The sequence below is a fragment of the Agromyces sp. Root1464 genome, assembly GCF_001427265.1.
Lineage (GTDB): Bacteria > Actinomycetota > Actinomycetes > Actinomycetales > Microbacteriaceae > Agromyces > Agromyces fucosus.
Genome location: NZ_LMFU01000001.1, coordinates 206763 through 228043 on the forward strand (window position 1 = coordinate 206763; position 21281 = coordinate 228043).

The 21281-nt window shown below is 70.5% G+C and carries 21 protein-coding genes; 11 read left to right on the forward strand and 10 right to left on the reverse strand.

All coding sequences use genetic code 11. The features are described from left to right. Position 1: 1 nt before the first annotated feature. The 5 genes from ASD23_RS00975 to ASD23_RS00995 all read left to right on the forward strand — a co-directional run bounded on the left by ASD23_RS00975 (position 2) and on the right by ASD23_RS00995 (position 5508). The gene (locus ASD23_RS00975; RefSeq protein WP_056005079.1) at positions 2-1363 is read left to right on the forward strand and encodes a sulfatase family protein; all 1362 of its coding nucleotides are present in this window, start codon (positions 2-4) and stop codon (positions 1361-1363) included. A 61-nt stretch (positions 1364-1424) separates the two neighbouring features. Next, positions 1425-2699 carry an ABC transporter substrate-binding protein gene (locus tag ASD23_RS00980; protein WP_056005081.1) on the forward strand — a complete coding sequence of 425 codons (1275 nt, stop codon included), beginning with the start codon at positions 1425-1427 and terminating at the stop codon, positions 2697-2699. Between the two features lie 78 nt (positions 2700-2777). Continuing rightward, positions 2778-3704: a carbohydrate ABC transporter permease gene (locus tag ASD23_RS00985; RefSeq protein ID WP_056005083.1), complete on the forward strand. Its 927-nt coding sequence runs from the start codon at positions 2778-2780 to the stop codon at positions 3702-3704. After that, positions 3701-4612, forward strand: coding sequence for a carbohydrate ABC transporter permease (locus ASD23_RS00990; protein WP_235507590.1), 912 nt, complete (start codon positions 3701-3703; stop codon positions 4610-4612). Before ASD23_RS00985 ends, ASD23_RS00990 begins: the two co-directional genes overlap by 4 nt. Next, on the forward strand, positions 4609-5508 hold the full coding sequence (locus ASD23_RS00995) for a Gfo/Idh/MocA family protein (protein ID WP_056005085.1): 900 nt from the start codon (positions 4609-4611) through the stop codon (positions 5506-5508). Before ASD23_RS00990 ends, ASD23_RS00995 begins: the two co-directional genes overlap by 4 nt. Before the next feature lie 43 nt (positions 5509-5551). Here ASD23_RS00995 and ASD23_RS01000 read toward each other — a convergent pair whose 3' ends face one another. The 4 genes from ASD23_RS01000 to ASD23_RS01015 form a co-directional block, all read right to left on the reverse strand. Further along, positions 5552-6448, reverse strand: coding sequence for a TerC family protein (locus ASD23_RS01000; RefSeq protein ID WP_056005087.1), 897 nt, complete (start codon positions 6446-6448; stop codon positions 5552-5554). A 75-nt stretch (positions 6449-6523) separates the two neighbouring features. Next, entirely contained in the window at positions 6524-7063 is a 540-nt protein-coding gene (locus ASD23_RS01005) for a dihydrofolate reductase family protein (protein WP_082571076.1), read from the reverse strand. A gap of 68 nt (positions 7064-7131) precedes the next feature. Then, positions 7132-8199, reverse strand: coding sequence for a winged helix DNA-binding domain-containing protein (locus tag ASD23_RS01010; RefSeq protein WP_056005091.1), 1068 nt, complete (start codon positions 8197-8199; stop codon positions 7132-7134). A 216-nt stretch (positions 8200-8415) separates the two neighbouring features. Then, positions 8416-9087, reverse strand: coding sequence for a DUF4097 family beta strand repeat-containing protein (locus tag ASD23_RS01015; RefSeq protein ID WP_235507591.1), 672 nt, complete (start codon positions 9085-9087; stop codon positions 8416-8418). Between the two features lie 236 nt (positions 9088-9323). On the opposite strand from ASD23_RS01015, the gene ASD23_RS01020 reads away from it, so the two are divergent. The 3 genes from ASD23_RS01020 (at position 9324) to ASD23_RS01030 (ending at position 10993) form a co-directional block, all read left to right on the forward strand. Then, the gene (locus tag ASD23_RS01020; protein ID WP_056005093.1) at positions 9324-10085 is read left to right on the forward strand and encodes a GbsR/MarR family transcriptional regulator; all 762 of its coding nucleotides are present in this window, start codon (positions 9324-9326) and stop codon (positions 10083-10085) included. Between the two features lie 115 nt (positions 10086-10200). Continuing rightward, positions 10201-10509 (forward strand): hypothetical protein, encoded by a 309-nt coding sequence (locus ASD23_RS01025; protein ID WP_056005095.1) that lies wholly within the window; start codon positions 10201-10203, stop codon positions 10507-10509. A gap of 76 nt (positions 10510-10585) precedes the next feature. After that, positions 10586-10993, forward strand: a complete 408-nt coding sequence (locus ASD23_RS01030; RefSeq protein WP_056005097.1) for a hypothetical protein — start codon at positions 10586-10588, stop codon at positions 10991-10993. Here ASD23_RS01030 and ASD23_RS01035 read toward each other — a convergent pair. Beyond that, on the reverse strand, positions 10926-13343 hold the full coding sequence (locus ASD23_RS01035; protein WP_056005099.1) for an HAD-IC family P-type ATPase: 2418 nt from the start codon (positions 13341-13343) through the stop codon (positions 10926-10928). The genes ASD23_RS01030 and ASD23_RS01035 overlap by 68 nt on opposite strands. 55 nt (positions 13344-13398) lie before the next feature. Next, the gene (locus ASD23_RS01040) at positions 13399-13881 is read right to left on the reverse strand and encodes a dehydrogenase (protein ID WP_056005101.1); all 483 of its coding nucleotides are present in this window, start codon (positions 13879-13881) and stop codon (positions 13399-13401) included. Positions 13882-13993: 112 nt separating this feature from the next. Here ASD23_RS01040 and ASD23_RS01045 point away from each other — a divergent pair, with 112 nt between their 5' ends. Next, positions 13994-15250, forward strand: a complete 1257-nt coding sequence (locus tag ASD23_RS01045) for a glycosyltransferase (RefSeq protein WP_056005102.1) — start codon at positions 13994-13996, stop codon at positions 15248-15250. Between the two features lie 28 nt (positions 15251-15278). On the opposite strand, the gene ASD23_RS19165 is transcribed toward ASD23_RS01045, so the two are convergent. The 3 genes from ASD23_RS19165 to ASD23_RS01055 are packed head-to-tail and all read right to left on the reverse strand — an operon-like array spanning position 15279 to position 18271. Further along, on the reverse strand, positions 15279-15425 hold the full coding sequence (locus ASD23_RS19165) for a hypothetical protein (RefSeq protein ID WP_165877398.1): 147 nt from the start codon (positions 15423-15425) through the stop codon (positions 15279-15281). Further along, positions 15415-16116 (reverse strand): response regulator transcription factor, encoded by a 702-nt coding sequence (locus tag ASD23_RS01050; RefSeq protein WP_235507592.1) that lies wholly within the window; start codon positions 16114-16116, stop codon positions 15415-15417. Before ASD23_RS01050 ends, ASD23_RS19165 begins: the two co-directional genes overlap by 11 nt. Continuing rightward, positions 16109-18271 carry a sensor histidine kinase gene (locus ASD23_RS01055; RefSeq protein ID WP_157376969.1) on the reverse strand — a complete coding sequence of 721 codons (2163 nt, stop codon included), beginning with the start codon at positions 18269-18271 and terminating at the stop codon, positions 16109-16111. The genes ASD23_RS01050 and ASD23_RS01055 overlap by 8 nt, the downstream gene beginning before the upstream one ends. Before the next feature lie 195 nt (positions 18272-18466). Here ASD23_RS01055 and ASD23_RS01060 point away from each other — a divergent pair, with 195 nt between their 5' ends. Then, on the forward strand, positions 18467-18979 hold the full coding sequence (locus tag ASD23_RS01060; protein WP_056005108.1) for a hypothetical protein: 513 nt from the start codon (positions 18467-18469) through the stop codon (positions 18977-18979). Continuing rightward, positions 18963-20492, forward strand: coding sequence for a multicopper oxidase family protein (locus tag ASD23_RS01065; RefSeq protein ID WP_056005110.1), 1530 nt, complete (start codon positions 18963-18965; stop codon positions 20490-20492). Before ASD23_RS01060 ends, ASD23_RS01065 begins: the two co-directional genes overlap by 17 nt. 9 nt (positions 20493-20501) lie before the next feature. On the opposite strand, the gene ASD23_RS01070 is transcribed toward ASD23_RS01065, so the two are convergent. Beyond that, complete coding sequence (locus tag ASD23_RS01070) at positions 20502-21275, reverse strand: glucosamine-6-phosphate deaminase (RefSeq protein ID WP_056005112.1); 774 nt, start codon at positions 21273-21275, stop codon at positions 20502-20504. Positions 21276-21281: the final 6 nt, after the last annotated feature.

The following is a 21281-nucleotide window of genomic DNA, read 5'->3' on the forward strand; positions in this document are numbered from 1 at the left end:
CATGCCCCACAACGTCCTCATCATCCACTGCCACGACCTCGGCCGCTTCCTCGGCACCTACGGTGTCGACACCGTGTCGACCCCGCACCTCGACGCGCTCGCCGCCGAGTCGACGGTGTTCGAGCGTGCCTTCTCGACCGCGCCGCACTGCAGCCCGGCACGCGCCTCCCTCTTCACCGGCAGCTACCCGCAGCAGCACGGCGTGCTGGGGCTCACCCACGAGCCGTTCGGTTGGGACCTGCACGACCCGTCGACGCATATCGCGCACCGGTTGCACACCGCCGGATACCGAACCGAGCTCGTCGGCGTGCACCACGAGTCGAAGGTGCTGGCCGACGACGAGATCGCCGTGCGGCTCGGGTTCGACCGCGTTCGCACCGGCGGCGATCGCGACCTCGTCGCCGAGCGCGCGATCGAGGCGCTCGACGCGGCGAGCGCCGACGGCGCCCCTTTCTACCTGCAGGTCGGGTTCAACGAGCCGCATCGATCCCCCTCGGATCGCGACCCCGTCGGCGTCATGGGCTTCCTCGGTGAGAACGTCGACCCCGACCTGAGCCTCGGCGTGACCGTGCCGGCGCACCTGCACGACGACGCGGGCGCTCGCACCGAGATGGCCGAGCTCCAGGGTGCGGTCCGCGCGATGGACGAAGGCGTCGGCCGGGTGCTCGCCAAGCTGCACGCCCTCGGCCTCGACGAACGCACGATCGTCGTGTTCACGACCGACCACGGCCTCGCGCTCCCCCGCGCGAAGTGCACCCTCTACGACGCGGGCACCGGCGTGGCCCTGCTCATCCGCGCCCCCGGGCGCGGCGACTGGGCGGGCCGTCGCATCGACGAACTCGTGAGTCACGTCGACGTGCTGCCGACCCTCTTCGAACTGCTCGGCCTGGCGACGCCCGAGACGGTGACGGGCGACAGCCTCGTCCCCGTGATCGAGCGCGGTGCAGAGGGCCGCGAGCACGCCTTCGCGCAGCTGAGCTACCACACCTACTACGACCCGAAGCGGTCGGTGCGCTCGACGAGCCACAAGCTCATCGTGAACTTCTCGAACGCCCCGCGGGCGATGGACCCGACCCAGTCGTGGATCCACCGCAGCCTACCGGCCGACCTCGCCGGGCCGACGATCGGAACGAGCCCAACGGTCGAGTTGTACGACCTGCGCTCCGACCCGCACGAGACATCCAACATCGCCGGCGATGTCGCGCACCGCGCGGCGTACTCCGCCCTCGCCGGCGCCCTCCTGGGCTGGATGCGCGAGACCGGCGATCCCCTGCTCACGCCGCAGCCCCAACTGCGACGCCACCGACTCGCGCTGGCCGCCCTCGAGGCAGCCGCGCGCGACGTGGAACCCGCCTTGCCCTGACTCCCACCCCCATCCCGGAACCGACGAGGCTTCCGGAACACCCTGAGAAAGCGAGAACAGCATGACCAGACGACACCTCCGGCTCGCGGCCGTCGCCGCCGCCGGCGCGCTCGCCCTGACGGCCTGCGCCTCGAACACCCCGTCGACCGCCCCCGCCGCCGATGGCGAGGTCACCGGCGAGGTGACGATGTGGATGTACCCCGTGATCAAGGACGAAGCGGCCAGCAAGCAGTACTGGGCCGACACCGAGACGGCGTTCGAAGAGGAGTACCCGGGCGTCGACCTGACGATCGAGCTGCAGACCTTCGACAAGCGCGATGCCCAGATCTCAGCCGCGCTCGCGGCCAACACCGGACCCGACCTCGTGCTCATCACGCCCGATCAGGCCGCCACCTACCTCACCGTCGGCGGCCTCCTGCCGGTCGACGAGGCGATCGCCGAGGATCGCGACGCGTTCTACGAGGGAACCTTGTCGGCGGCGACCTTCGACGACGAGTTGTACGGCATTCCGCTGTTCCAGAACGTCTTCACGACCGCCTACAACACGGAGATCTTCGAGGCGGCGGGGCTCGACCTGCCGAAGACGTGGGACGACGTGCTCGACGCGGCGCCCGTGCTGGCGAAGCAGGGCATCGCGGTGATGGACTACGCCGGCAGCACCGAGCAGACCCTCAACCTCTCGTTCTACCCGTTCCTCTGGCAGGCGGGCGGCCGGGTCTTCACCGAGGACGGCTCCGACATCGCGTTCGACTCGAAGGAAGGCGTCGAGGCGCTCCAGTTCCTCGTCGACCTCCAGGAGGCCGGCGGGCTGCCGGCGGATGCCGCAACCGCGGGCCCCGCCGTCGAGGGCGCGCCGATCGCTTCCGGCAAGGCCGCGATGCGCGCGACCACCTTCCTGCCCGAGGTGAACCAGATGCGTGCCGCACTCGGTGAGGACGCCTTCGCCCTCGGCGAGCCGCTCGAGGGCGAGGTGCAGGCCACCTACGGCAACCCGGGCCTGCTGTCGCTCACCTCCATCAACAAGAGGGAGAACCGGGAGGCCGCGTACGCGGTGCTGTCGTTCCTCACCTCGGCCGAGCAGCAGTCCGCGCTGAACGCCGCCGCCGTGAACTTCCCCACCCGCACCGATGTCGGCGCGCCCGGCGAGGGCCCGGACTTCGAGGCGCTCGGCAGCGCCCTCGAGTCCGCGAACCCCGGTGAGCCGTCGCCGGTCGCCCGTCAGGTGATGGGCGTGCTCGCCCCGTACATCCAGGCCGCCCTCGCGGGTGATCTGTCGCCCAAGGAAGCCCTCGAGAAGGCCGCGGACGAAGCCCGCGCCGAGCTCGACCGCGCCTGACCCGTCTGGGCCGGGGGTCGCACGTCGACCCTCGGCCCGCCCCGAAGCATCCGCCCAGCTCGTCGATCGGACCCACTCATGACCGCCACCACAGCACGGCGCACAGGCGCACCGCGCCGGCCGGCAGGCGCACGTCGCGCCAATCGACGGGAAGCCGTCGCCGGCCTGCTCTTCATCCTCCCGACGCTCGTGATCTTCGCGGTGTTCAAGTTCCTTCCCATCGGCGGCGCCGGTGCCATGAGCCTCACCGAGTACCGACTGAACGGCGACGTCACCTTCCTCGGTGCCGAGAACTACACCCGGCTCTTCAGCGACCCGCACTTCTGGCAGTCGCTCGGCGTGACCCTCGGGTACGTCTGCATCTTCGTGCCGCTCATCATCGCCGTCTCGCTGGTCGGCGCCCTGCTGCTGAACAAGCTCGTGCGCTACAACGGCGTGTTCCGGGCCTTGCTCTTCGTGCCGTACCTCAGCTCGTTCGTGCTGGCGGGCATCATCTGGACGTGGATCTTCGCGATCGACGGTCCGTTGAACGCCGCGCTCGAAACGGTCGGCCTCGGCCCCGTGCTCTTCCTCTCCGGCGAGCAGTGGCTCGTGCTCGCCTCACTCGCCATGGTCTCGGTCTGGAAGGGCTTCGGTTATTCGATGCTCATCTTCCTCGCCGGCCTCAAGGCGCAGCCCGCCGAAGTGCACGAGGCGGCCCGCATCGACGGCGCGAACGCGTGGAAGGGGTTCTGGCACGTGACCTTCCCGCTGCTGAAGCCGGTGCTGTTCTTCGTGCTGGTCATCGAGACGATCATCGGATTCCAGGTCTTCGACACCATCTACGTCATGACCGCCGGCGGCCCGGCCCGCGCCAGCTACAGCCTCATCTACTTCCTGTTCGACGAGGGCTTCAAGTACTTCGACTTCGGCTACGCCGCCGCCATCGGCATCGTGCTGTTCGCGATCGTGCTCGTGCTCTCCCTCGTGCAGCGACGCTTCTTCGAAGGAAAGGAGGAGCTGTGAGCACCACCGCCCTTCCCCAGACCCGCCGTGCCGGCGAACCCACGAGCGGGAACCCCCGACCCGGGCAGGTCCCCGGCCGCAACGGCGCCCGTCGCCGACCGGCGAAGCGGAGGCAGACCGGCCTGCTGATCCTGCTGATCGTCGTCTCGCTCTTCACCGTGGCGCCGCTCATCGCGGTCGTCGTGCTGGCCCTCTCCCCCGAGAACGCCCCGACGCTCCCGTACGCGATCCCAACCGAGCTGACCCTCGACAACCTGATCCGCATCCTGAACGTCGGCGAGTTCACGACGTGGCTCACGAATTCGTTCCTCTACTCGGTGATCTCCGTCGTCGTCATCCTGTTCACGGCGTCGATGGCGGCGTATGCACTGGCCCGCAAGCGATTCCCCGGGCGCAACATCATCCTGTGGTCGATCGTCGCGACGCTCATGGTGCCGATGCAGGCGACCCTCATCCCGATGTTCATCATGGTCGCCGGCTGGGGCGGCGTGAACACGCTCTGGGGCCTCATCCTGCCGACGCTCGCGAACGCGCAAGCGGTGTTCCTCATCCGCCAGTTCGTGCGCGACCTGCCCGACGAGCTGTTCGATGCGGCCCGCATCGACGGGGCCGGGGAGTGGCGGACCTTCGTGTCGATCGTGCTCCCGCTGATCAAGCCCGTGCTCGCGACGCTCGCCATCTTCGTCTTCCTGTGGCACTGGAACGACCTGCTCTGGCCGCTCGTCGTCGGCCAGTCCGACGAGGCGCGCACGCTCACCGTCGGCCTCGCGACCCTGAACACCGAGACCGTGTCGACGGCGAACATCATGTCGGCGGCGCTCATCAGCTTCATCCCCTGCCTCGTGATCTTCCTGTTCCTGCAGCGGCACATCGTGGCGAGCATCACCTCGAGCGGCGTCAAGGGATGACTCCGACCGGCGCCCAGCCGCTCCGCTTCGGCCTCATCGGTGTGGACTCCGCGCACTCGGTGCAGTTCACTCGACTGCTCGGCGACGGCCGCACCGGCGTCGTACCCGGCGGCACCATCGTCGCCGCCTGGCAGGGCCCCACCGTCGCGGACTTCCCGCCGAGCCGCGACCGCAACGAGCAACTCGCCGCCGAGGTCGCCCAACTCGGGGTGCCGTTGCTCGATTCGCCAGAGGCGGTGGCCGAGGCATCCGATGCCCTGCTGGTGGTCGCGAGCGACTCGCGAACGCATCCGAGATACCTGCGCCGCCTCAGTCCTTTGGGCAAGCCGATCTACATCGACACGCGGTTCGCGCCAACCCGCCAGGAGGCCATCGAGATGCTCGAGCAGGCCTCAGCAGAGGGATGCCTCGTGCTGGCGGGCTCTCCGAAGCGGTTCACGCCGGAGTTCCGCCGCGCGTTGGCGGCCGCGGGCGACGCCGAGCGCATCGACCTCGACGGTCCGTTGCCCGAGCAACCGAACCACCCCTTCCTCGCCTGGTACGGCGTGCACCTCGTGGACCTCGCGGTCGCCGCGCTCGGTCCCGACTGCGCGACGGTCGATGCCACCGGCGATCGCGTCGTAGCGACGTGGGCCGACGGCCGCGTCGCGGTGCTCGGCGGCGACGCCGATTGGCACCCCGTCACCCGCGGGGTGATCGACTCCCCGAACGGGTCGCAGGCGTTCGCGATCGAGGCGAGCGAAGGCATGCTCGTCGGGCTGCTCACGAGCATCGTGGCATCGTGTCGAAGCGGCCTCCCCACCGTGCCGCCGGCGGAGATCGTCGCAACCGTCGCGATCGTGGAGGCCGCCGCCCGGAGTCGCGCAGACGGTGTCCCGGTCGATCTTCAGCGCTGACGCCGACCCACGCTGACGCACTCCACTGACGATCCACTGACGCTCAACCGAGCCCGGCGCGCTCCTCCGCGGCATCCGACTCGCCCTCGACCGGGCGGTTCGACAGGCCGACCGAGCCGGCACCCTCGCCCCTCGAGAGCGCGGCCGACACCGCGACCGACTCGTCGACGTCGGGGTACTGCGGGCGCAGCTGCACGGCCTCCTGGCGACGCTGCTCGCGCTTGGCCTTCCGCGACGAGGCGACGAGGTTCAGCGCCTCCACGAGGATCGCGAACGCCATCGGGGCGTAGATGAGGGCCTTGTCGATGTGCACGCCGAAGCCCTCGGCGATGAGGAACACACCGATGAGCAGCAGGAACGACAGCGCGAGCATCTTCACCGTCGGGTGCTGGTTGACGAACGAGAAGATGAAGCGCGACGCGAAGAGCATGATGCCGAACGAGAGCACGACGACGGTGACGATGACGACGAGGTTCTCGGTCATGCCGACGGCCGTGATGACCGAGTCGAGCGAGAACACGATGTCGAGCGCGAGGATCTGCAGGAGCACCGAGCTGAAGGTGATGCGCTTCGGCGCGGCACCGCCGTGCTCCTCTTCGGCACCCTCGAGCTTGTGGTGGATCTCGGTGACGGCCTTGTAGACGAGGAACAGGCCGCCGGCGATGAGGATGAAGTCCTTCACCGAGAAGCCCATGCCGAACCAGACGACGACGTCCTCTTTCAGCGTGATGATCCATCCCGCGAAGAACACGAGGATCACGCGGATCACCATGGCGAGCGTGAGGCCGAGGTTGCGAGCCCGTGCCTGCTGCTCCTTCGGGAGCTTCGACGCGAGGATCGAGATGAAGATGACGTTGTCGACGCCGAGCACGACCTCGAGCACGAACAGCGTCACGAAGACGGCGATGAGATCGGGCGTGAATGCGAAGGAGAAGTCCACCCGCTCATGTTAGAGGGGCGGATGCCGCGGCATCCGCGAATTCGCGACGCCCGGGACCCGGTGCCGAGACCCCCGCTACCGCTGCGCCGGCGCGTACCTCGCGAAGATGGTGCCCGATTCGGAGCCCTCCACGTCGAGCAGCCGGAATCCCACCGGGTGCGGCGAGCGCAGCCGGCCCTCGGCGTTGCCGACGATGAACGGATGGATGCCCGCGTGCACCTCGTCGACGAGCCCGGCGTCCACGAGGGTGGCCGCCAACTGCCCGTAGCCGTGCGAGATGATCGAGCCGTACCGTTCGCGGAGGCCACGCACCGCCTCGACGACGTCGCCCTCGATGAGCGTGCAGTTCCAGTCGAGCGGGCCCGTGAGCGTCGTCGATGCGACGAACTTCGGCAGGGCGTTGTAGTGCGCGGCGAAGCCGCGCTCGTCAGTCTGCTTCGGCCAGTACTCGCGGAAGAACTCGTAGCTCTCACGGCCGAGCAGCACCGCGTCGGCGCCGAAGACGAGTTCGTCGGAGTGGCGCACCAGATCGGGATCGTTGTCGTCGAACCACTGCTCCATCTGGTCGAACGCGCCGTCGAGGGTCATTTCGAAGGAGATCGTCACTGTTCCCATGCATTCCAGACTGCGCCTTCGAGCGCCGGATGTCACGGGGTCGATCGAGTCTGCATCGCGCGGGCGAGTCAGCTGCCGTCGAGTCGCACCTTCGCCTCGAGCCCGAGGAATTCGCCGTACCGGTCCGCGGCATCCTGAATCGCCCGGATTTCGCGCGGCGACAGCGGGCGATGCGGGTGCACCGCGAACGCGACCGCCTTCGCCGTCACCGTGCGCTTCATGCCGGCGACGAGCTGCCCGTCGACGAGCGCCATGCCGATCGCCGTCTCCCGCGCCCGCGGCACCACGCCGTCGGCGTCGACGACCCAGCGCGAGTCCTGGTAGCCGCGGTACATCTCGTCGAGCACCTGCAGCAGGTGACCGGCGGGCGCAGCGGATGCCGGGGCTTCGCCTGGCGCATGCCAGAAGGTGCGGCCATCGTGCTCGAACGAGGCAAGACGGTCGCCGGCCGCGGCGATGCCCCGCCGCACGTCGGTCACGGTGAGGGTCGCCCAGTAGGCGAGGTCTCGATCGGTGGCCGGGCCGTGCGAGGTGAAGTACCGCAAGGCGAGCTCGGCGAGAGCCTCGTCGCGGTCGAGGCGACGCGGTGCCGGCACGCGATCGGCGAAGCGCGCGTAGGTGTGCTCGCCGTCTCGCGGCGCGCCGCTGCAGATGCGGCCCTGCACCTCGAGGCGACCGAGCAGCAGCATGAGCTGCTGGCCCGTGACCTGCTCGCCTCGCTCGGCCAGCGCGTCGGCGATGTCGCCCCTGGTGCGGTCGGGCGAGTCCGCGAGCATCGTCTCGACGGCGTCGCCGAGCATGCCGAGCCGGTTGGCGATCGGCCGCAGTTGCTGTTCGAAGATCGGCATGACGCGCGGCGCGGTGAGCTCCTGCAGCCAGAGCGCGTCATCGGCGTGCACGTAGTGCCAGGTCGACCGCAGTACGTGGATGCGAAGGATGCGGCCCTCGGTGAGCGCGTCGGCCAGATCGCCCTGCCGCGGGGACGAGGTGCGCGTTGCGACCGCCCACGCCGACTGCGAGGCGTTCTCGGCCTGCACGGCGGCGAGGGTGCGCACGACGTCCTCCGCCGTCGCGGCGGGTGCGGCGAGCCGTTGCGAGTGCAGCCGCCACCGGGCGAGGTCTCGGTCGCTGATCACCCCTGCAGCGTATGAGCGTGGCGCACCAGGCGCCAGAGCAGTGACCGTATCTCCGAACTTCGGTACGTCGGTACGTCGGTACGTCGGTACGTCGGTACGTCGGTACTTCGGTACTTCGGTACTTCGGTACCGCTTCCGATCCCCACGCCCCGGGAACGACCGAGCCGCTGACGCCCGGTCGGGCATCAGCGGCTCGCGTCGTGCGGCGGAGGCGGCTCAGAAGCTGCGTGCCTCGATGTCGCCGTACGCGGTGGTCGCCGTGATGGCGAGTTCGGCGTCGGCGCCCTTGGTGTTGTTGAGCGAGTTCTGCACGCGGCCGAAGCTGGTGCCTGCGTCGAGCGTGGCGGATGCCCCGGGCACGACGCCGACCGACAGGTTGCCGGCCTGTGCGCTCAGCACGACCGAGCCGCGCACGGCCTCGGCGATGCGGATGTCGCCCTTCTGGGTGCTGATCTCGGCCGGGCCGTTGAGGCGACCTACCACGACGTCGCCGGCGAGCGCCGACAGACGCACGCTCGCGGCCTCGTCGATCTTGACCGTGCCGTTGGCGCCCGCGAACTCGACGTCGCCGAGGCGTCCGACGCCGCGGAACTCGGCCGCGGCCGCCTTCGCCTCGACACGGGAGCCGGCCGGCACCTGCACCGTGATCTCGACCGATCCCGACGGGCCGAGGATCTGGTTGCCGGCGGGCGTCGCGACGCGCAGCACGCCGTCGCGGTAGTCGATCGTCGTCTCTTCGGCCATCTTCACGTCGCGGCTCTTCGACGCGTTGGCGGGGCGAACCTCGATCGTGGTGTCGGCCCGGTCGGCGGCGATGACCTGCACGCGGCCCGCCGAGATGTCGAGCACGGCGGCGATGGGGGCGGGGGTGTCGAACTTCTGCAGCATGATGATTCCTTCGAGTCGGTGTTGCGTTCCAGTGGTGTTTCTGATGTTGGTAACGCTACGTTGCGTTCACAACTTGCGCAACAATGGAATTGCATTCGGCATTCTAAAATGCTGATCAGGTACATATAATCGTTGCAACAGCTTCGATTTCAACGCAATGACGAGCACAATGCTCGTTGCAATGGTTGTGGAACGAACGTCATACTGGAGGCATTCCGTCGACGAAGGAGGCCACCATGCCGGGAGGCAGGCTCACCCAGCACGAACGCCAGCAGATCTCGCTGGGCCTCGCCGACGACCTCGCCTACGCGGAGATCGCCAGGCGTCTCGACCGCCCGACCTCGACGATCACCCGCGAAGTGATGCGCAACGGCGGACCCGGGGCCTATCGTGCCGATCTCGCCCAGCGGGCCACTGAGCGCCGCACCCATCAGCGCAAGCCGGCGGCACCGCGCGGCACGGGCGCACCCGCGCCGGCCCACGGCCGGGACCCCGACGCCGTGCACGAGTACGAGGAGGCGTTCATCACGATCCTCATGCAGTCGGGGCTCCCCCGCATGGCGGCCTCGGTGCTCACCTGCCTCTACACCTCCGATGCCGGCAGCCTGACGGCAGCGGAACTCGTGCAGCGCCTCCAGGTCAGCCCGGCGTCGGTCTCCAAGGCGGTCGCCCTGCTCGAGAACGTGGGGCTCGTGCGCCGCGAGGTCGAGGCCGGCCGCCGCGAACGCTACTCGGCCGACAACGACGCCTGGTACCAGTCGATGATCGCCGCGGCCCGCTCCAACGCCGAGCTCGCCGAGGCCGCCCGGCGCGGCGTCAACGTGTTCGGTCGCGACACGCCTGCGGGCAACCGCCTCCAGAACATGGCGCGCTTCGTCGACTTCGTCGCCGAGAGCATCGCCCGAGCGGCCGAACAGGCCAGGGACATCCTCTCGACGATGCCCACCACGAACGCGGCCGCCACGAGCAGCCCCACCTCGAACGACGACGAACGCTGACGGATGTCGCGGCTCGTGCAGTGCGAACCGGCGGGACCTGCGACGATCGAGGAATGACCAGCCCGGACCCGATCGACCTCGAACAGCTCATGGCCGATGCGAGCTGGGTGAGCGCGTGACATCCGCTGAGCCGGCTCCGGCCACGCGACGCATCGAACTGACCCTGCGCAAGCCGTGGTTCGCACTCTACAGCCGGGTCAGGCCGACCCTCGTGATCGGGGGCCTCGGCCAGCCCGCGCAGTGGGGCATCGGTACCTGGCAGCTCCCCGCCGACGAGACCGCGGTGATCGGCGTCTACCTGTTCAACCGCATGTGGCGCTTCGGCCGCGCCGAGTTCGCACTCGAGCCGCACCATGCGCCGGCGCTCGAGTACCGGGCGCCGGCGCTGCCGTTCCTGCCCGGGCGCATCCGCACTCGGGCGTAGGCCACGACGGCACGGCGTGACGACGTCGGCGCGACAACCCCGGCGCGACGACGCCCGCTCGACTAGGGTCGCCGGTATGACCGACCGACCGCCGCCCGAGCTCATCGCCGCCGTCGTGCTCGGCTACGTCACCGGCGTGATCGAGGTACTCGCGGGCATCGCGCTCATGTTCGCCCGCTACCTCCCCGACGTGGAGGGCGCCGAGCGAGTGGTCGTCACGATCGCCGGGGCATGCACGGTGCTGCTCGGGCTCTTCGTGATCGCGATCGCGGCGGGCCTCACCCGAGCCCGGCTCGACGCCCGCGTGCTCGTCACCGTGCTGCTCGGCATCACCATCGCGCTCGACGTGGTGGTCCTGATCGCCTCGCCCGGGCTCTGGTTCGTGCTCGTCGGCCTCGTACTCGCGACAACGGCGATCACGGTGTTGTGGACGGGTCGAACTGCGCGGTTCTTCGCACGTACCGCCGGTGCGCGAACCGAATGACTTCGATCGCGCCGATGCTCACGACCGCCACGGCGAGCACGAGCGCCGCCGTCACAGGTGATGGGTCGACGAACACCAGGAACTCCGTGACGAGCGGCACCGAGTACACGAGGATGAGGCCGACCATCATCGCCCCGATGATGAGGATCTTCCATCCGTCGATCGGCCGCGAGAGCACGATCAGCACCCACAGCCCGTTGATGGTGAGCAGCAGGGTCGAGCCCGTGCGCAGTTCGTCCTCGCCGATGCCGGCCTGCGTCGCCGCCCAGCTGTAGACGAACAGTGCGACCGCGACGACGACACCGGCCGGAATCGCGAAGCTCAGCGACCGCCGCAGGAACCCGGGTACGTAGCGCCGCGTGTTCGGCATGAGCGCGAGGAAGAAGGCCGGGATGCCGATCGTGAGACCGTCGATCACCGAGAGCTGGCGCGGCAGGAACGGGAAGGCGAGCACGAACACGCCGAAGAGCAGCGCGAGCCCGGTCGCGTAGACCGTCTTGGTGAGGAACAACATCGAGACGCGCTCGATGTTCGCGATCACCTGACGGCCCTCGGCGACGACGCGAGGCAGGTGCGAGAACTTGCCGTCGAGCAGCACGATGCGGGCGACGGCCTTCGTCGCCGGAGACCCCGACTCCATCGCGATGCCGATGTCGGCCTCCTTGATCGCGAGTGCGTCGTTGACGCCGTCGCCCGTCATCGCCACCGTGTGACCCGCTTGCTTCAGCGCGATCACCACGGCCTTCTTCTGGTCGGGCGTAACGCGCCCGAACACCAGGTGCTGCGACAGCACCGCTGCGAGCTCGGCCGGGTCGTCGGGCAACTGCCGGGCGTCGAAGCCGTCGGCGGCATCGAGCCCCACGCTGCGCGCGATCGCAGCCACGGTCGCAGGGTTGTCGCCGGAGATGATGCGCACAGCCACGCCCTGCTCGGCGAAGTACGCGAGGGTCTCCGCGGCATCCGGCCGGACCCGCTCGCGGAACGTCACGAGCGCGACCGGTTCGAGCCCGTCGGGCAGCGCCTCCGCCTCCTCGTCGAGCGGCTCGGCACTGCGAGCGAGCACGAGCGTGCGCAGGCCGGATGCCGCGAGCTCCCGTGAGTCGCCCGCCAACCGATTGTCGGGGAAGACCATCTCCGGGCCGCCGAGCACCCAGCTGCCCGCGACATCCGTGCCGGCGGCGAACGCGACCGCGCTCCACTTGCGCGCCGACGAGAACGGGATTCGCGCCGTGGGCGCCGCAGCGGGCACGTCGCCGTAGGCGTCGGCGAGGCAGCGGGCGGTGGCGTTCGCGTCGGGTTCGATGCCGTTCCAGGCGAGCACCCTGCGCCACGCCGCAGCACCACCCGCGACACCCTCGCCGGCCTCGAGCGGGTGCTCGGCGTCGAACGCGATGCTTCCCTCGGTGAGCGTGCCGGTCTTGTCGAGGCAGATCAGGTCGACTCGTGCGAGGCCCTCGACCGCCGCGAGCTCCTGCACGAGCACCTGCTGCCTGGCCAGCTTCACCGCCCCGACCGCGAAGGCGATGCTCGTCATGAGCACGAGCCCGAGCGGGATCATCGCGACGAGTGCGGCGATCGTGTTGACGGCCGCCTGACGCCAGTCGCCGGACTCGATCGCCTGCTCCCACCCGCCGAACACGAACATCTGCGCGTTGAAGACGAGCAGCGCGATCGGCCCGACGATCCACGACACGACGCGCAGCACCTTGTCGATCGACGTTCGCAGCTCGCTCGCCACGAGCGAGAACTTCTTCGCCTGCGACGCGAGCTTGTTCGCGAACGAATCCGCGCCCGCCCGCACCACGATCGCCTCGCCTTCGCCCGCGATCACCACGGAACCCGAGAGCACCTCGTCGCCGGGCCCCTTGTCGACGGCGTCGGACTCCCCTGTGAGCATCGACTCGTCGAGCTGCAGACGAGCGGATGCCGCGACGCGCGCGTCGGCCGGAACCTGGTCCCCCGCGCGCAGCACGAGCAGGTCGTCGAGCACGACCTCGCCGACGGCGACCTCGATCACGGCGGCGTCACGGCGCACCCGCGCCCGGGGCGCGTGCAGCAGTGCGAGCCGATCGAGCGCCGCCTTCGCGCGGAACTCCTGCACCGAGCCGATGACGGTGTTCGCGACGGCGCTGATGCCGAACAGGGCGTCCTGCCACCGCCCGAGCAGGAGCAGCACGAGGAAGCAGGCCGCGATGATGCCGTTGAACAGGGTGAGCACGTTCGCCCGGATGATGCTCGAGACGCTGCGGCTCGACTGCTGCGTGAACGCATTCGACCGGCCGTCGGCGACACGCTCGGCGGCCTGGGCGCTCGTGAGTCCGACCGGGGTCTCGACATCCGTCGTGCTCATGTGTGGAGACTACCGGCGAGGCGGTCTCAGCGTCGGGCGCCGGGCAGCGGAGCGCTCAGGCGCGAGCGTCCTCGAGGTGCGGTGCGCCGTGGCTGAGCACCTTCACCACGAGGTTGTGCCGGGCGAGGGTGCGGATCGTGCGGGTGACCTCGTCGCGATCGCGGCCGAGCGCACGCTCGTTCGCCACGACGAGCACGTCGCCGGCGCGCAGGGTGCCGAACAGGCGGCCGAGCCGCTGCTCCCAGGTCTCGGGTGCTTCGGCTGCGGGGTGCTTGAAGTCGAGGATCGCGACGCCGAAGTCGGCGAGGTCGTTCCGCTGCTCGACGACCGAGGGCATGTCGTCGCGGGCGACGACGAGACCGACGAGACGTGCGCCCTCGGGGCGCGCCTTCCACCAGTCCTGGTTGCGCTGCAGCTCCTCGAAGCACTCGGGGCAACCGAGGGCGTGGTGCCCCGGACCGTGCGGTGCGGGTGCGGCTTCGGGAGCCGACGCCCCCGCCGATGCATCCGTCGTCGACCCTGTGTTCAGCTCTGCCATGCCGTGCCCCTTCGATCCAACCCCCATTGTCGCGCCGATCGCCGACGAGTGCGACCCGACTCAGCGCACGCACGGATGCCGCGGGGGCAGGTCGGGCGTAGGGTGCGGGCTCATGAGCGATCGCACGTACCTGTTCGTGCTCACCGACGCCGGCGGCACGGTTCCTCCCGAGATGGGGGTCGTGCGGCGACTCGTCGACCGCGGTCATCGCGTCACGGTGCTCGCGGACGATCCGTTGGAGGCACCGGCGCTCACGGCCGGCGCGAGGTTCCGTCCGACGACGGGGCGCGTGACGAAGCCGTTCGACGACTGGGCGATCCGCACGCCGCCCGGCATCGCGCGCGGAATGGCCGATCAGATGATCGTCGGGCCCGCGCCCGTGCAGGCGGCTGACGCGGTCGCGGCGATCGACGAGCTCCGGCCCGACCTCGTCGTGGTCTCCTCGTTCGCCGTCGGCGCCATGATCGCAGCCGAGTCGCGCGGGGTGCCGTTCGACCTCCTGATGCCGAACACCTACGCGCTGCCCGCGAAGGGCATGCCGCCGTTCGGCGTCGGACTCGCGCCGGCACACGGGCCGATGGGTGCGCTCCGCGACCGGGCGTTCGGAGCGGCCGGCCGGCGCCTCTTCGATCGGTTCGCGCTCGAACCCCTCAACGCCGTGCGCACCGACCACGGCCTCGAGCCGGTCGCGACGATGTGGAACCAGATGCAGCACGCGCGCCGGCAGCTCGTGCTCACCTCCGCAGCGTTCGACTTCCCCGCCGAGCTGCCGGCCAACGCCCGCTACGTCGGGCCGGTGCTCGACGACCCGAGCTGGGCTGCCGACGTGCCGTGGACGCCGCCGACCGGCGACGACCCGCTCGTGCTGGTCGCGATGTCTTCGACGTTCCAGAACCACGTGGAGTGCCTGCAGCGCATCGCCGACGCGCTCGGCGACCTGCCGGTTCGCGGAGTCGTGACCACGGGGCCGGCCGTCGAGCCGGGTACGATCACCGCTCCCGCGAACGTGACCGTCGTGGCGTCCGCCCCGCACCACCTCGTGATGCGGGAGGCGAGCCTCGTCGTTACGCACGGCGGCCACGGCACGGTCATCAAGGCGCTCGCCGCCGGGCTTCCGCTCGTCGTGCTGCACCACGGCCGCGACCAGGCCGACAACGCCGTACGTGTCACGGAGCGAGGTGCAGGGGTCGCCATCTCGCGCCGCTCCTCGTCGCAGAAGATCAGCAGGGCGATCGCCCGCGTGCTCGGCGACGACCGCTACCGGCAGGCGGCCGCGCGACTCGGCGAGCAGGTGGCACGGGATGCCTTGGGCACGGCACTGCTCGACGAGCTCGAGAGCGCTCCGCTCGCGCGCGACCCGCTCGGGTAGCGCCGGGGCGAGCGCCCAGAGCTCGGGCTCAGATGCCACCGCGCTGCGCCCGGATCCACCGTCGGCGCTCGGCGAGCACGTCGTCGATGCGGGGCAGCCGCTCGAGCTCGATGCCGCCACCCTGCCGCAGGACGGGTGAGCCCACAAGGGTGGTCGACGAGGGCTCAGCGCTCACCCGACCGAACTTCGCCCGCGTCGTCCTTCAGGAACGCGAGCACCGCGGCGACCCGCCGGTGCACACCCGTCTCGGGCAGCCGCAGCTTCGTGAAGATCGCATTCACGTGCTTCTCGACCGTCGACGTCGACAGGAACAGCGCCTGCTCGATGCCCCCGTTCGTCTTGCCGGCGGCCATCTCGCGCAGCACCTCGAGCTCACGCGGCGAGAGCGTCGCGAGCGGGCTCGACGCCCCGGCCGCGCTGCGACGGCGCACGAGGGCGTCGACGATCTGCGGATCGATCACCGAGCCGCCCGCGTGCACCTCGTGCAGTGCGTGCACGAGGTCCTCGAGGTCGCCGATGCGGTCTTTCAGCAGGTAGCCGAGCCCGGCCGACCCGTTGGCGAACAGGGCGAACGCGTAGCTCTCGTCGGCGTGCTGCGAGAGCACGACCACCCCCGTCGACGGCGACGAGGCGCGAATGGCGTGCGCGGCCTCGATGCCCTCCATGTGATGGCCGGGCGGCATGCGGATGTCGGTGAGCACCGCGTGCGGCGCGAGCCGGCGCACGGCGTCGAGCAGTTCGGTGCCGTTGCCGACCGAGGCGACCACGTCGACCTCGCCCGAGTCCTCGAGCAGGCGCCGCACGCCCTCGCGCACGAGGTAGTTGTCCTCGGCGATCACGACGCGCAGCACGCCCGGGTCATCCAACCGGCGCCTCCTCACGAGCGGATGCCGCGGGGCCGACGTCGAGCGGCAGGTCGACGAGCACGACCGTGCCCGAGGGCTCGTTCCGCGAGACGCGCACCGTTCCTCGCAATGCGGCGACCCGGTCGCGGATGTTCGCGAGCCCGCCGTGCGACACCGCCGCCCGGCCCGGCCGGTCCGTCACGGAGGCCGCACCGACGCTGCCGGCCGAGCCTGCCAGGCCTGCCGAGCCGACCGGGTCTGCCTGGCCGATGCCGCAACCGTCGTCGCTGATCGCGATGCGCAGGTGCCCGTCGCTGCGGGCGAGCCCGACCGACGCATGGGTCGCGTTCGCGTGCTTCGCGGTGTTGGCGAGGGCCTCGCGCACGACGTAGTAGGCGGTCGTCTCGACCTCGTCGGGGAATCGCTCGGCGCGTACCCGCTCGTTCGCCTCGACCGTGAGCGGAATGGGGAACCGCGCCACGCTCGACTCCACGGCGGCGACGAGCCCGTTGTCGCTCAGCACGGGCGGGTGGATACCCCGGGCGAACTCGCGCAGGTCGGTGAGCGTCGCGCGCGCCTGGTCCTGCAGCTCCTCGAGCTCCGCCGCCGTGAGCTCGCCGCGCTGCAGCCGGTTGCGGGCCAGGCGCAATCCGGCGATCTGGGCCACGACGTCCTGCTGGATGCCGTCGTGCAGGTCGCGCTCGAGGCGCCGGCGCTCGTCGTCCTGCACGGCCACGAGCCGCTCGCGCGAAGCGGTCAGTTCATCGAGCTGCTCCGCGAGCTGAGCGGTCAGCAGCACGTTGGCGACGGAGGCAGCCGCCTGCCCGGCGACCGTACGCAGCAGCGTGCGCTCATCATCGGAGTACTCGCCCCGATGCCGGGGCCCCAGCTCGATGCGGCCGAGCGTCTCGTCGCCGTGCAGCAGGTCGCAGGACTCTGCGGCGGCGGGCTCGGCTTCACCGGCGACAGCCGGGTCGCCGGCGACGACCATGGGCATCGCGACGAGCGCGCCATTCGTCGACGCGACGCGAATGCGCACCCACGAGGCATCGAGGCCCGCGCGCACCGCCTCGGCGAGCCGGCTGAGCAGTTCTCGCGGCTCACCGGCGTGCTCGAGCTGCGCGCCGAGCTCGCCGAGCATCGTCAGCTGTCGCTCACGATCTCCGAAGAGCGCTCGGTGGATCCACCGCTGCATCCAGGTGCGCACCGGGAGCAGCAGCACGGCCACGATCGTCGTGACGAGCACGGCGGGAACGACCCTGAGCCGACCGGAGAGCAGGATCGCCGGCATCGCGACCCCCGCCGCGTACATCACCGTGATAAGCAGGTTCGACGAACGCGCCACCATGCGGCCCCGGTCTCCGGGGGCGATGTCGAATGCCCCCGAGCGGAAGATGCCGTGCACCGCCGCGACCGGCAGGGCGATGAGCGACGCGTAGACGAGCACCTCGACGACCCAACTCCCGGGGAGGAAAGTCCACAGCACGAAGGCCACCATGGCCGCGGCGACCGTCAGGCCCATCCCCCGCGTACGAGCGCGCACCTCGGGCGTGCCGAAGATCGCACGGGAGCCGAGCACCGCAAGACCGAGCGCGGCGGCCGGCCACGCCTGCACGACCAGGACCTCCACCGCGGGCGCCGCCCACTCCAGCCACGGCACGGCGTAGGGGTTGGCGATCGCATCGCCACTGATGCCGATGTACTGCGACATCACGACGTGCGGCGTCGTCAGGAGCGTCAGCGGCCCGACGAGCAACGGGGTCCAGAGGAACGCGACGGCGACGCGCTGCCATCGGTGCTCGACGTCACCGGTCGGGAAGGTCGCGAAGACGATCAGGAGCGCCGAGGTCGCGGCAGCATCGGCGGAGAGGCCCAGCACGTTGAAGAACGGGAACCACGGCTCGGTCATGATCTCGATGTTGCGCTGCAGGAACGTCTCGTACGCCGAGCCGACGAGCATCGCGGTCGACCCGAGAGCGATGAGCAGCGCGATCCGCGACGCCGACACCGTGAGCAGCCACATGCCGAACACGAACAGCGGCAGCGCCCCGAGGAGCGGCCAGGCGAGCCCGTGGTCGGCATCGCCTTCGATGAAGCCCCGCACGACGACGACGTAGACCAGCGCGGCGACCCCGATCGGGCCGAGCGTCGCGAGGCACACCCACCTGCGGACCACGATTCCATCGTCCTCCTCTCGGGCGGCCCGCGGGAGAGGGTCTGCCCCGAGAGCCCTTAGCAGCTGACCCCCACCCGTCGTGCGGCGCGCTGCCATGCGGCATCCGGTTCTCTGCATTCCGGAGCTCGGCGAGGGCGACGAAGGTGTGAGGCGAGCGGATGCCGCGGACCGGCGCCGCACAAGGGAGAAGGCATCATGCGCAAGCTCTACACCGGACTCGCCTGGACGGTCGCCGGCGCCGTCGTCGTGCAGGCCGCCGCGATCGCGTTCGCGTTCGGCGGCATGCTCAACCTCGTGTCCGAGGGCGGTGTCGTCGACAAGGCGCTCCTCGAGAGCTTCCAGGCGGGCGGGGTCGGCGAACTCGGGTTCATGATCCACGGCGTAGTGGGCGCGGGCCTCATCCCCCTGCTCGCACTCGCGCTGCTCGTCGTCTCGTTCTTCGTGCGAGTACGCGGTGCCCGGCTGTGGGCGGCGATCGTCCTCGGCCTCGTCGTCCTGCAGGTGACGCTCGGGTTCTCCATCACCGACATGCCCTACCTCGGGCTGATCCACGGCGCGAACGCGCTGGCCGTCGTGGTCGCGGCGTCGATCGCCGCGATGCGCGTACGGCGCGCAGCGGTGGTGGCCGCGACAGACGCGTCGCCGGCGCCCGACCCGGCGCCCGAGCCGGCGCCCGAGGCGGCGAGCCCCGATGCCGTCTCGGCGTGAGCTCCTCAGGTGCGCCGTCGTCGGCGTCGCGGTCACGGCCGCGCTCGGCGCCGGTGCACTGGCCTGGAGCTCCACGCTGCTCGGGGAGTACTCGGTCATGACGATGGGCGGTCACGACAGCGGCGAGGGCGGCCACGGCGAGCACGCGGGAACCGGATCGGGTGCAGCCGAGGCATCCGTCGCCGCGGGCGCTGGCGCGGGCGGCGCGGTGAGCGTGACCTCGCTCACCGCCGACCCCGACCGAACTGCCGACGTGCACGTCGAGCTCGTCGCTCGTGCGGGCACGGTCGAGGTGCCGGGCGGACGTCCCGTCGAGGGCTACACCGTGAACGGCACGTCTCCGGGACCCGAGATCCGCGCCCGACAGGGCGATCTCGTCGAGGTCGAGTTCGTGAACGAGTCGGTGCCCGACGGTGCCACGCTGCACTGGCACGGCATCGACGTGCCGAACGCCGCCGACGGCGTCGCGGGCATCACGCAGGACGCCGTGCCCGTCGGCGGTCGTCAGGTCTACCGCTTCGAGGCGACGGATGCCGGCACCTACTGGTACCACTCGCACCAGGTCTCCCACGTGCAGGTCGAACGCGGGCTGCTCGGCGCGATCGTGATCGAGCCCGCCGCGGCATCCGAGTCCCCGGGCGACGTCGAGACGACGGAGTTCACCGCGCTGCTGCACGTCTACGGCGGCCAGCACACGCTCAACGGCCGCGCCGACGATGCGCGGGTGGCGGCCGACCCGGGCTCGACCGTGCGGGTGCGCGTGATCAACACCGACCAGGGCACCGCAGCCCTGTGGTCGGCGTCGCCGTTCCGCGTCGTCGCGATCGACGGCCACGAGGTGAACGAGCCGGGCGTCGTCGAGGACCGGCGGGTGCTCATCCCGGCCGGTGGGCGAGCGGATGTCGCGGTGCGCTCGCCGGCCACGGGCGACGCAATGCGGCTCAGGGTCGGCGGTGCCCGCAGCGTCGTGATCGGCGACCCCGCGGCATCCGTACCGCCCGACCCCCGCCAGCCCTCGACGACCCTCGACCTGCTCGCGTACGGCACGCCGATGCCGCTCGCGTTCGACGCATCGGCCCCCGACCGCTCGTACGACTACGTCATCGCCCGGCGCTTCGGCATCATCGACGGGCGCCCCGGCAACTTCTGGACGATCAACGGCCGCATGTTCCCCGACGTGCCGATGTTCGCGGTGTCGGAGGGCGACGTCGTGGTGATGCACCTGCGCAACGACTCGGGCGACGTGCACCCCATGCACCTGCACGGCCATCACGTCGTCGTGCTCTCACGCGACGGCGTCGCGGCGACGGGCAGTCCGTGGGTCGTCGACTCGCTCGACCTCCATCCCGGCGAGTCCTACGACGTCGCCTTCGTCGCCGACAACCCGGGCATCTGGAGCGATCACTGCCACACGCTCCCCCACGCGGTCGACGGGCTCGTCGCGCACGTCATGTACGACGGCGTCACGACGCCGTTCACGATCAACGGCGAGGCGGGCAATCGCCCGGAGTGAGGGCTCAACTCACGCGCGCCAGTCGTGGACGACGGCGATCGACTCCAGCAGGTGCAGGTCGAGTGCCGAAGCTGCCTCGCAGTCGAGGTAGACGCTGAGGGCCGGATGCCGCTGCAGGACCGATGCCGGCAGATCCGTGGTCACGGGGCCGGTCAGGGCGGCCCGCACCGCTTCGGCCTTCGCCGCCCCCGTGGCGATCAGGAGTGCAGCCCGTGCCCGCATGATCGTCGCGAGCCCCTGACTGATGGAGTGGCGGGGCACCTCGTCGCGGTCCGCGAAGAAGCGGGCATTGGCGACTCGGGTCGAGTCTGCGAGCTCGACGACGCGCGTCAGCGAGCGGAAGTCGCTGCCCGGCTCGTTGAATCCGATGTGGCCGTTCCGGCCGATGCCGAGCAGCTGCAGGTCGATGCCGCCTGCGAGGTGGATCGCCCGTTCGTATGCCTCTGCCGCTGCCGACGGGTCGGCGTCGCCGCCGTCGGGCACGTGCACGCTCCGGTCGTCGATGCCGAGCGGATCGGCGAAGGCGCGAAGGAGAACGTTTCGGTAGCGCTCGGCATGGTCGTCGGGCAGACCGACGTATTCGTCGAGCGCGAACGCGCGCAGGGAGTCGACGCGGAACGTGCCGGCGCTCGCCCGATCGGCGAGTGCCGCGTAGACCGGTTCGGGGCTCGAGCCGGTGGCGACGCCGAGCACCGGGCGCCGGACGCCGAGCAGGGCGACTTCGATGTGACGGGCGGCGAGCGCCCCGAGGCGCTCCGCACCGGGAAGGATGTGGATGATCATGGTGCG

Coding starts and splice junctions, on each gene's coding strand:
- ASD23_RS00975 (WP_056005079.1), top strand. CDS start 2: ATGCCCCACAACGTCCTCATCATCCACTGCCACGACCTCGGCCGCTTC.
- ASD23_RS01060 (WP_056005108.1), top strand. CDS start 18,467: ATGCGCAAGCTCTACACCGGACTCGCCTGGACGGTCGCCGGCGCCGTC.
- ASD23_RS00980 (WP_056005081.1), top strand. CDS start 1,425: ATGACCAGACGACACCTCCGGCTCGCGGCCGTCGCCGCCGCCGGCGCG.
- ASD23_RS01015 (WP_235507591.1), bottom strand. CDS start 9,087: ATGCTGCAGAAGTTCGACACCCCCGCCCCCATCGCCGCCGTGCTCGAC.
- ASD23_RS01065 (WP_056005110.1), top strand. CDS start 18,963: ATGCCGTCTCGGCGTGAGCTCCTCAGGTGCGCCGTCGTCGGCGTCGCG.
- ASD23_RS01040 (WP_056005101.1), bottom strand. CDS start 13,881: ATGGCAGAGCTGAACACAGGGTCGACGACGGATGCATCGGCGGGGGCG.
- ASD23_RS01070 (WP_056005112.1), bottom strand. CDS start 21,275: ATGATCATCCACATCCTTCCCGGTGCGGAGCGCCTCGGGGCGCTCGCC.
- ASD23_RS01030 (WP_056005097.1), top strand. CDS start 10,586: ATGACCGACCGACCGCCGCCCGAGCTCATCGCCGCCGTCGTGCTCGGC.
- ASD23_RS01045 (WP_056005102.1), top strand. CDS start 13,994: ATGAGCGATCGCACGTACCTGTTCGTGCTCACCGACGCCGGCGGCACG.
- ASD23_RS00985 (WP_056005083.1), top strand. CDS start 2,778: ATGACCGCCACCACAGCACGGCGCACAGGCGCACCGCGCCGGCCGGCA.
- ASD23_RS01020 (WP_056005093.1), top strand. CDS start 9,324: ATGCCGGGAGGCAGGCTCACCCAGCACGAACGCCAGCAGATCTCGCTG.
- ASD23_RS00995 (WP_056005085.1), top strand. CDS start 4,609: ATGACTCCGACCGGCGCCCAGCCGCTCCGCTTCGGCCTCATCGGTGTG.
- ASD23_RS01005 (WP_082571076.1), bottom strand. CDS start 7,063: ATGGGAACAGTGACGATCTCCTTCGAAATGACCCTCGACGGCGCGTTC.
- ASD23_RS01035 (WP_056005099.1), bottom strand. CDS start 13,343: ATGAGCACGACGGATGTCGAGACCCCGGTCGGACTCACGAGCGCCCAG.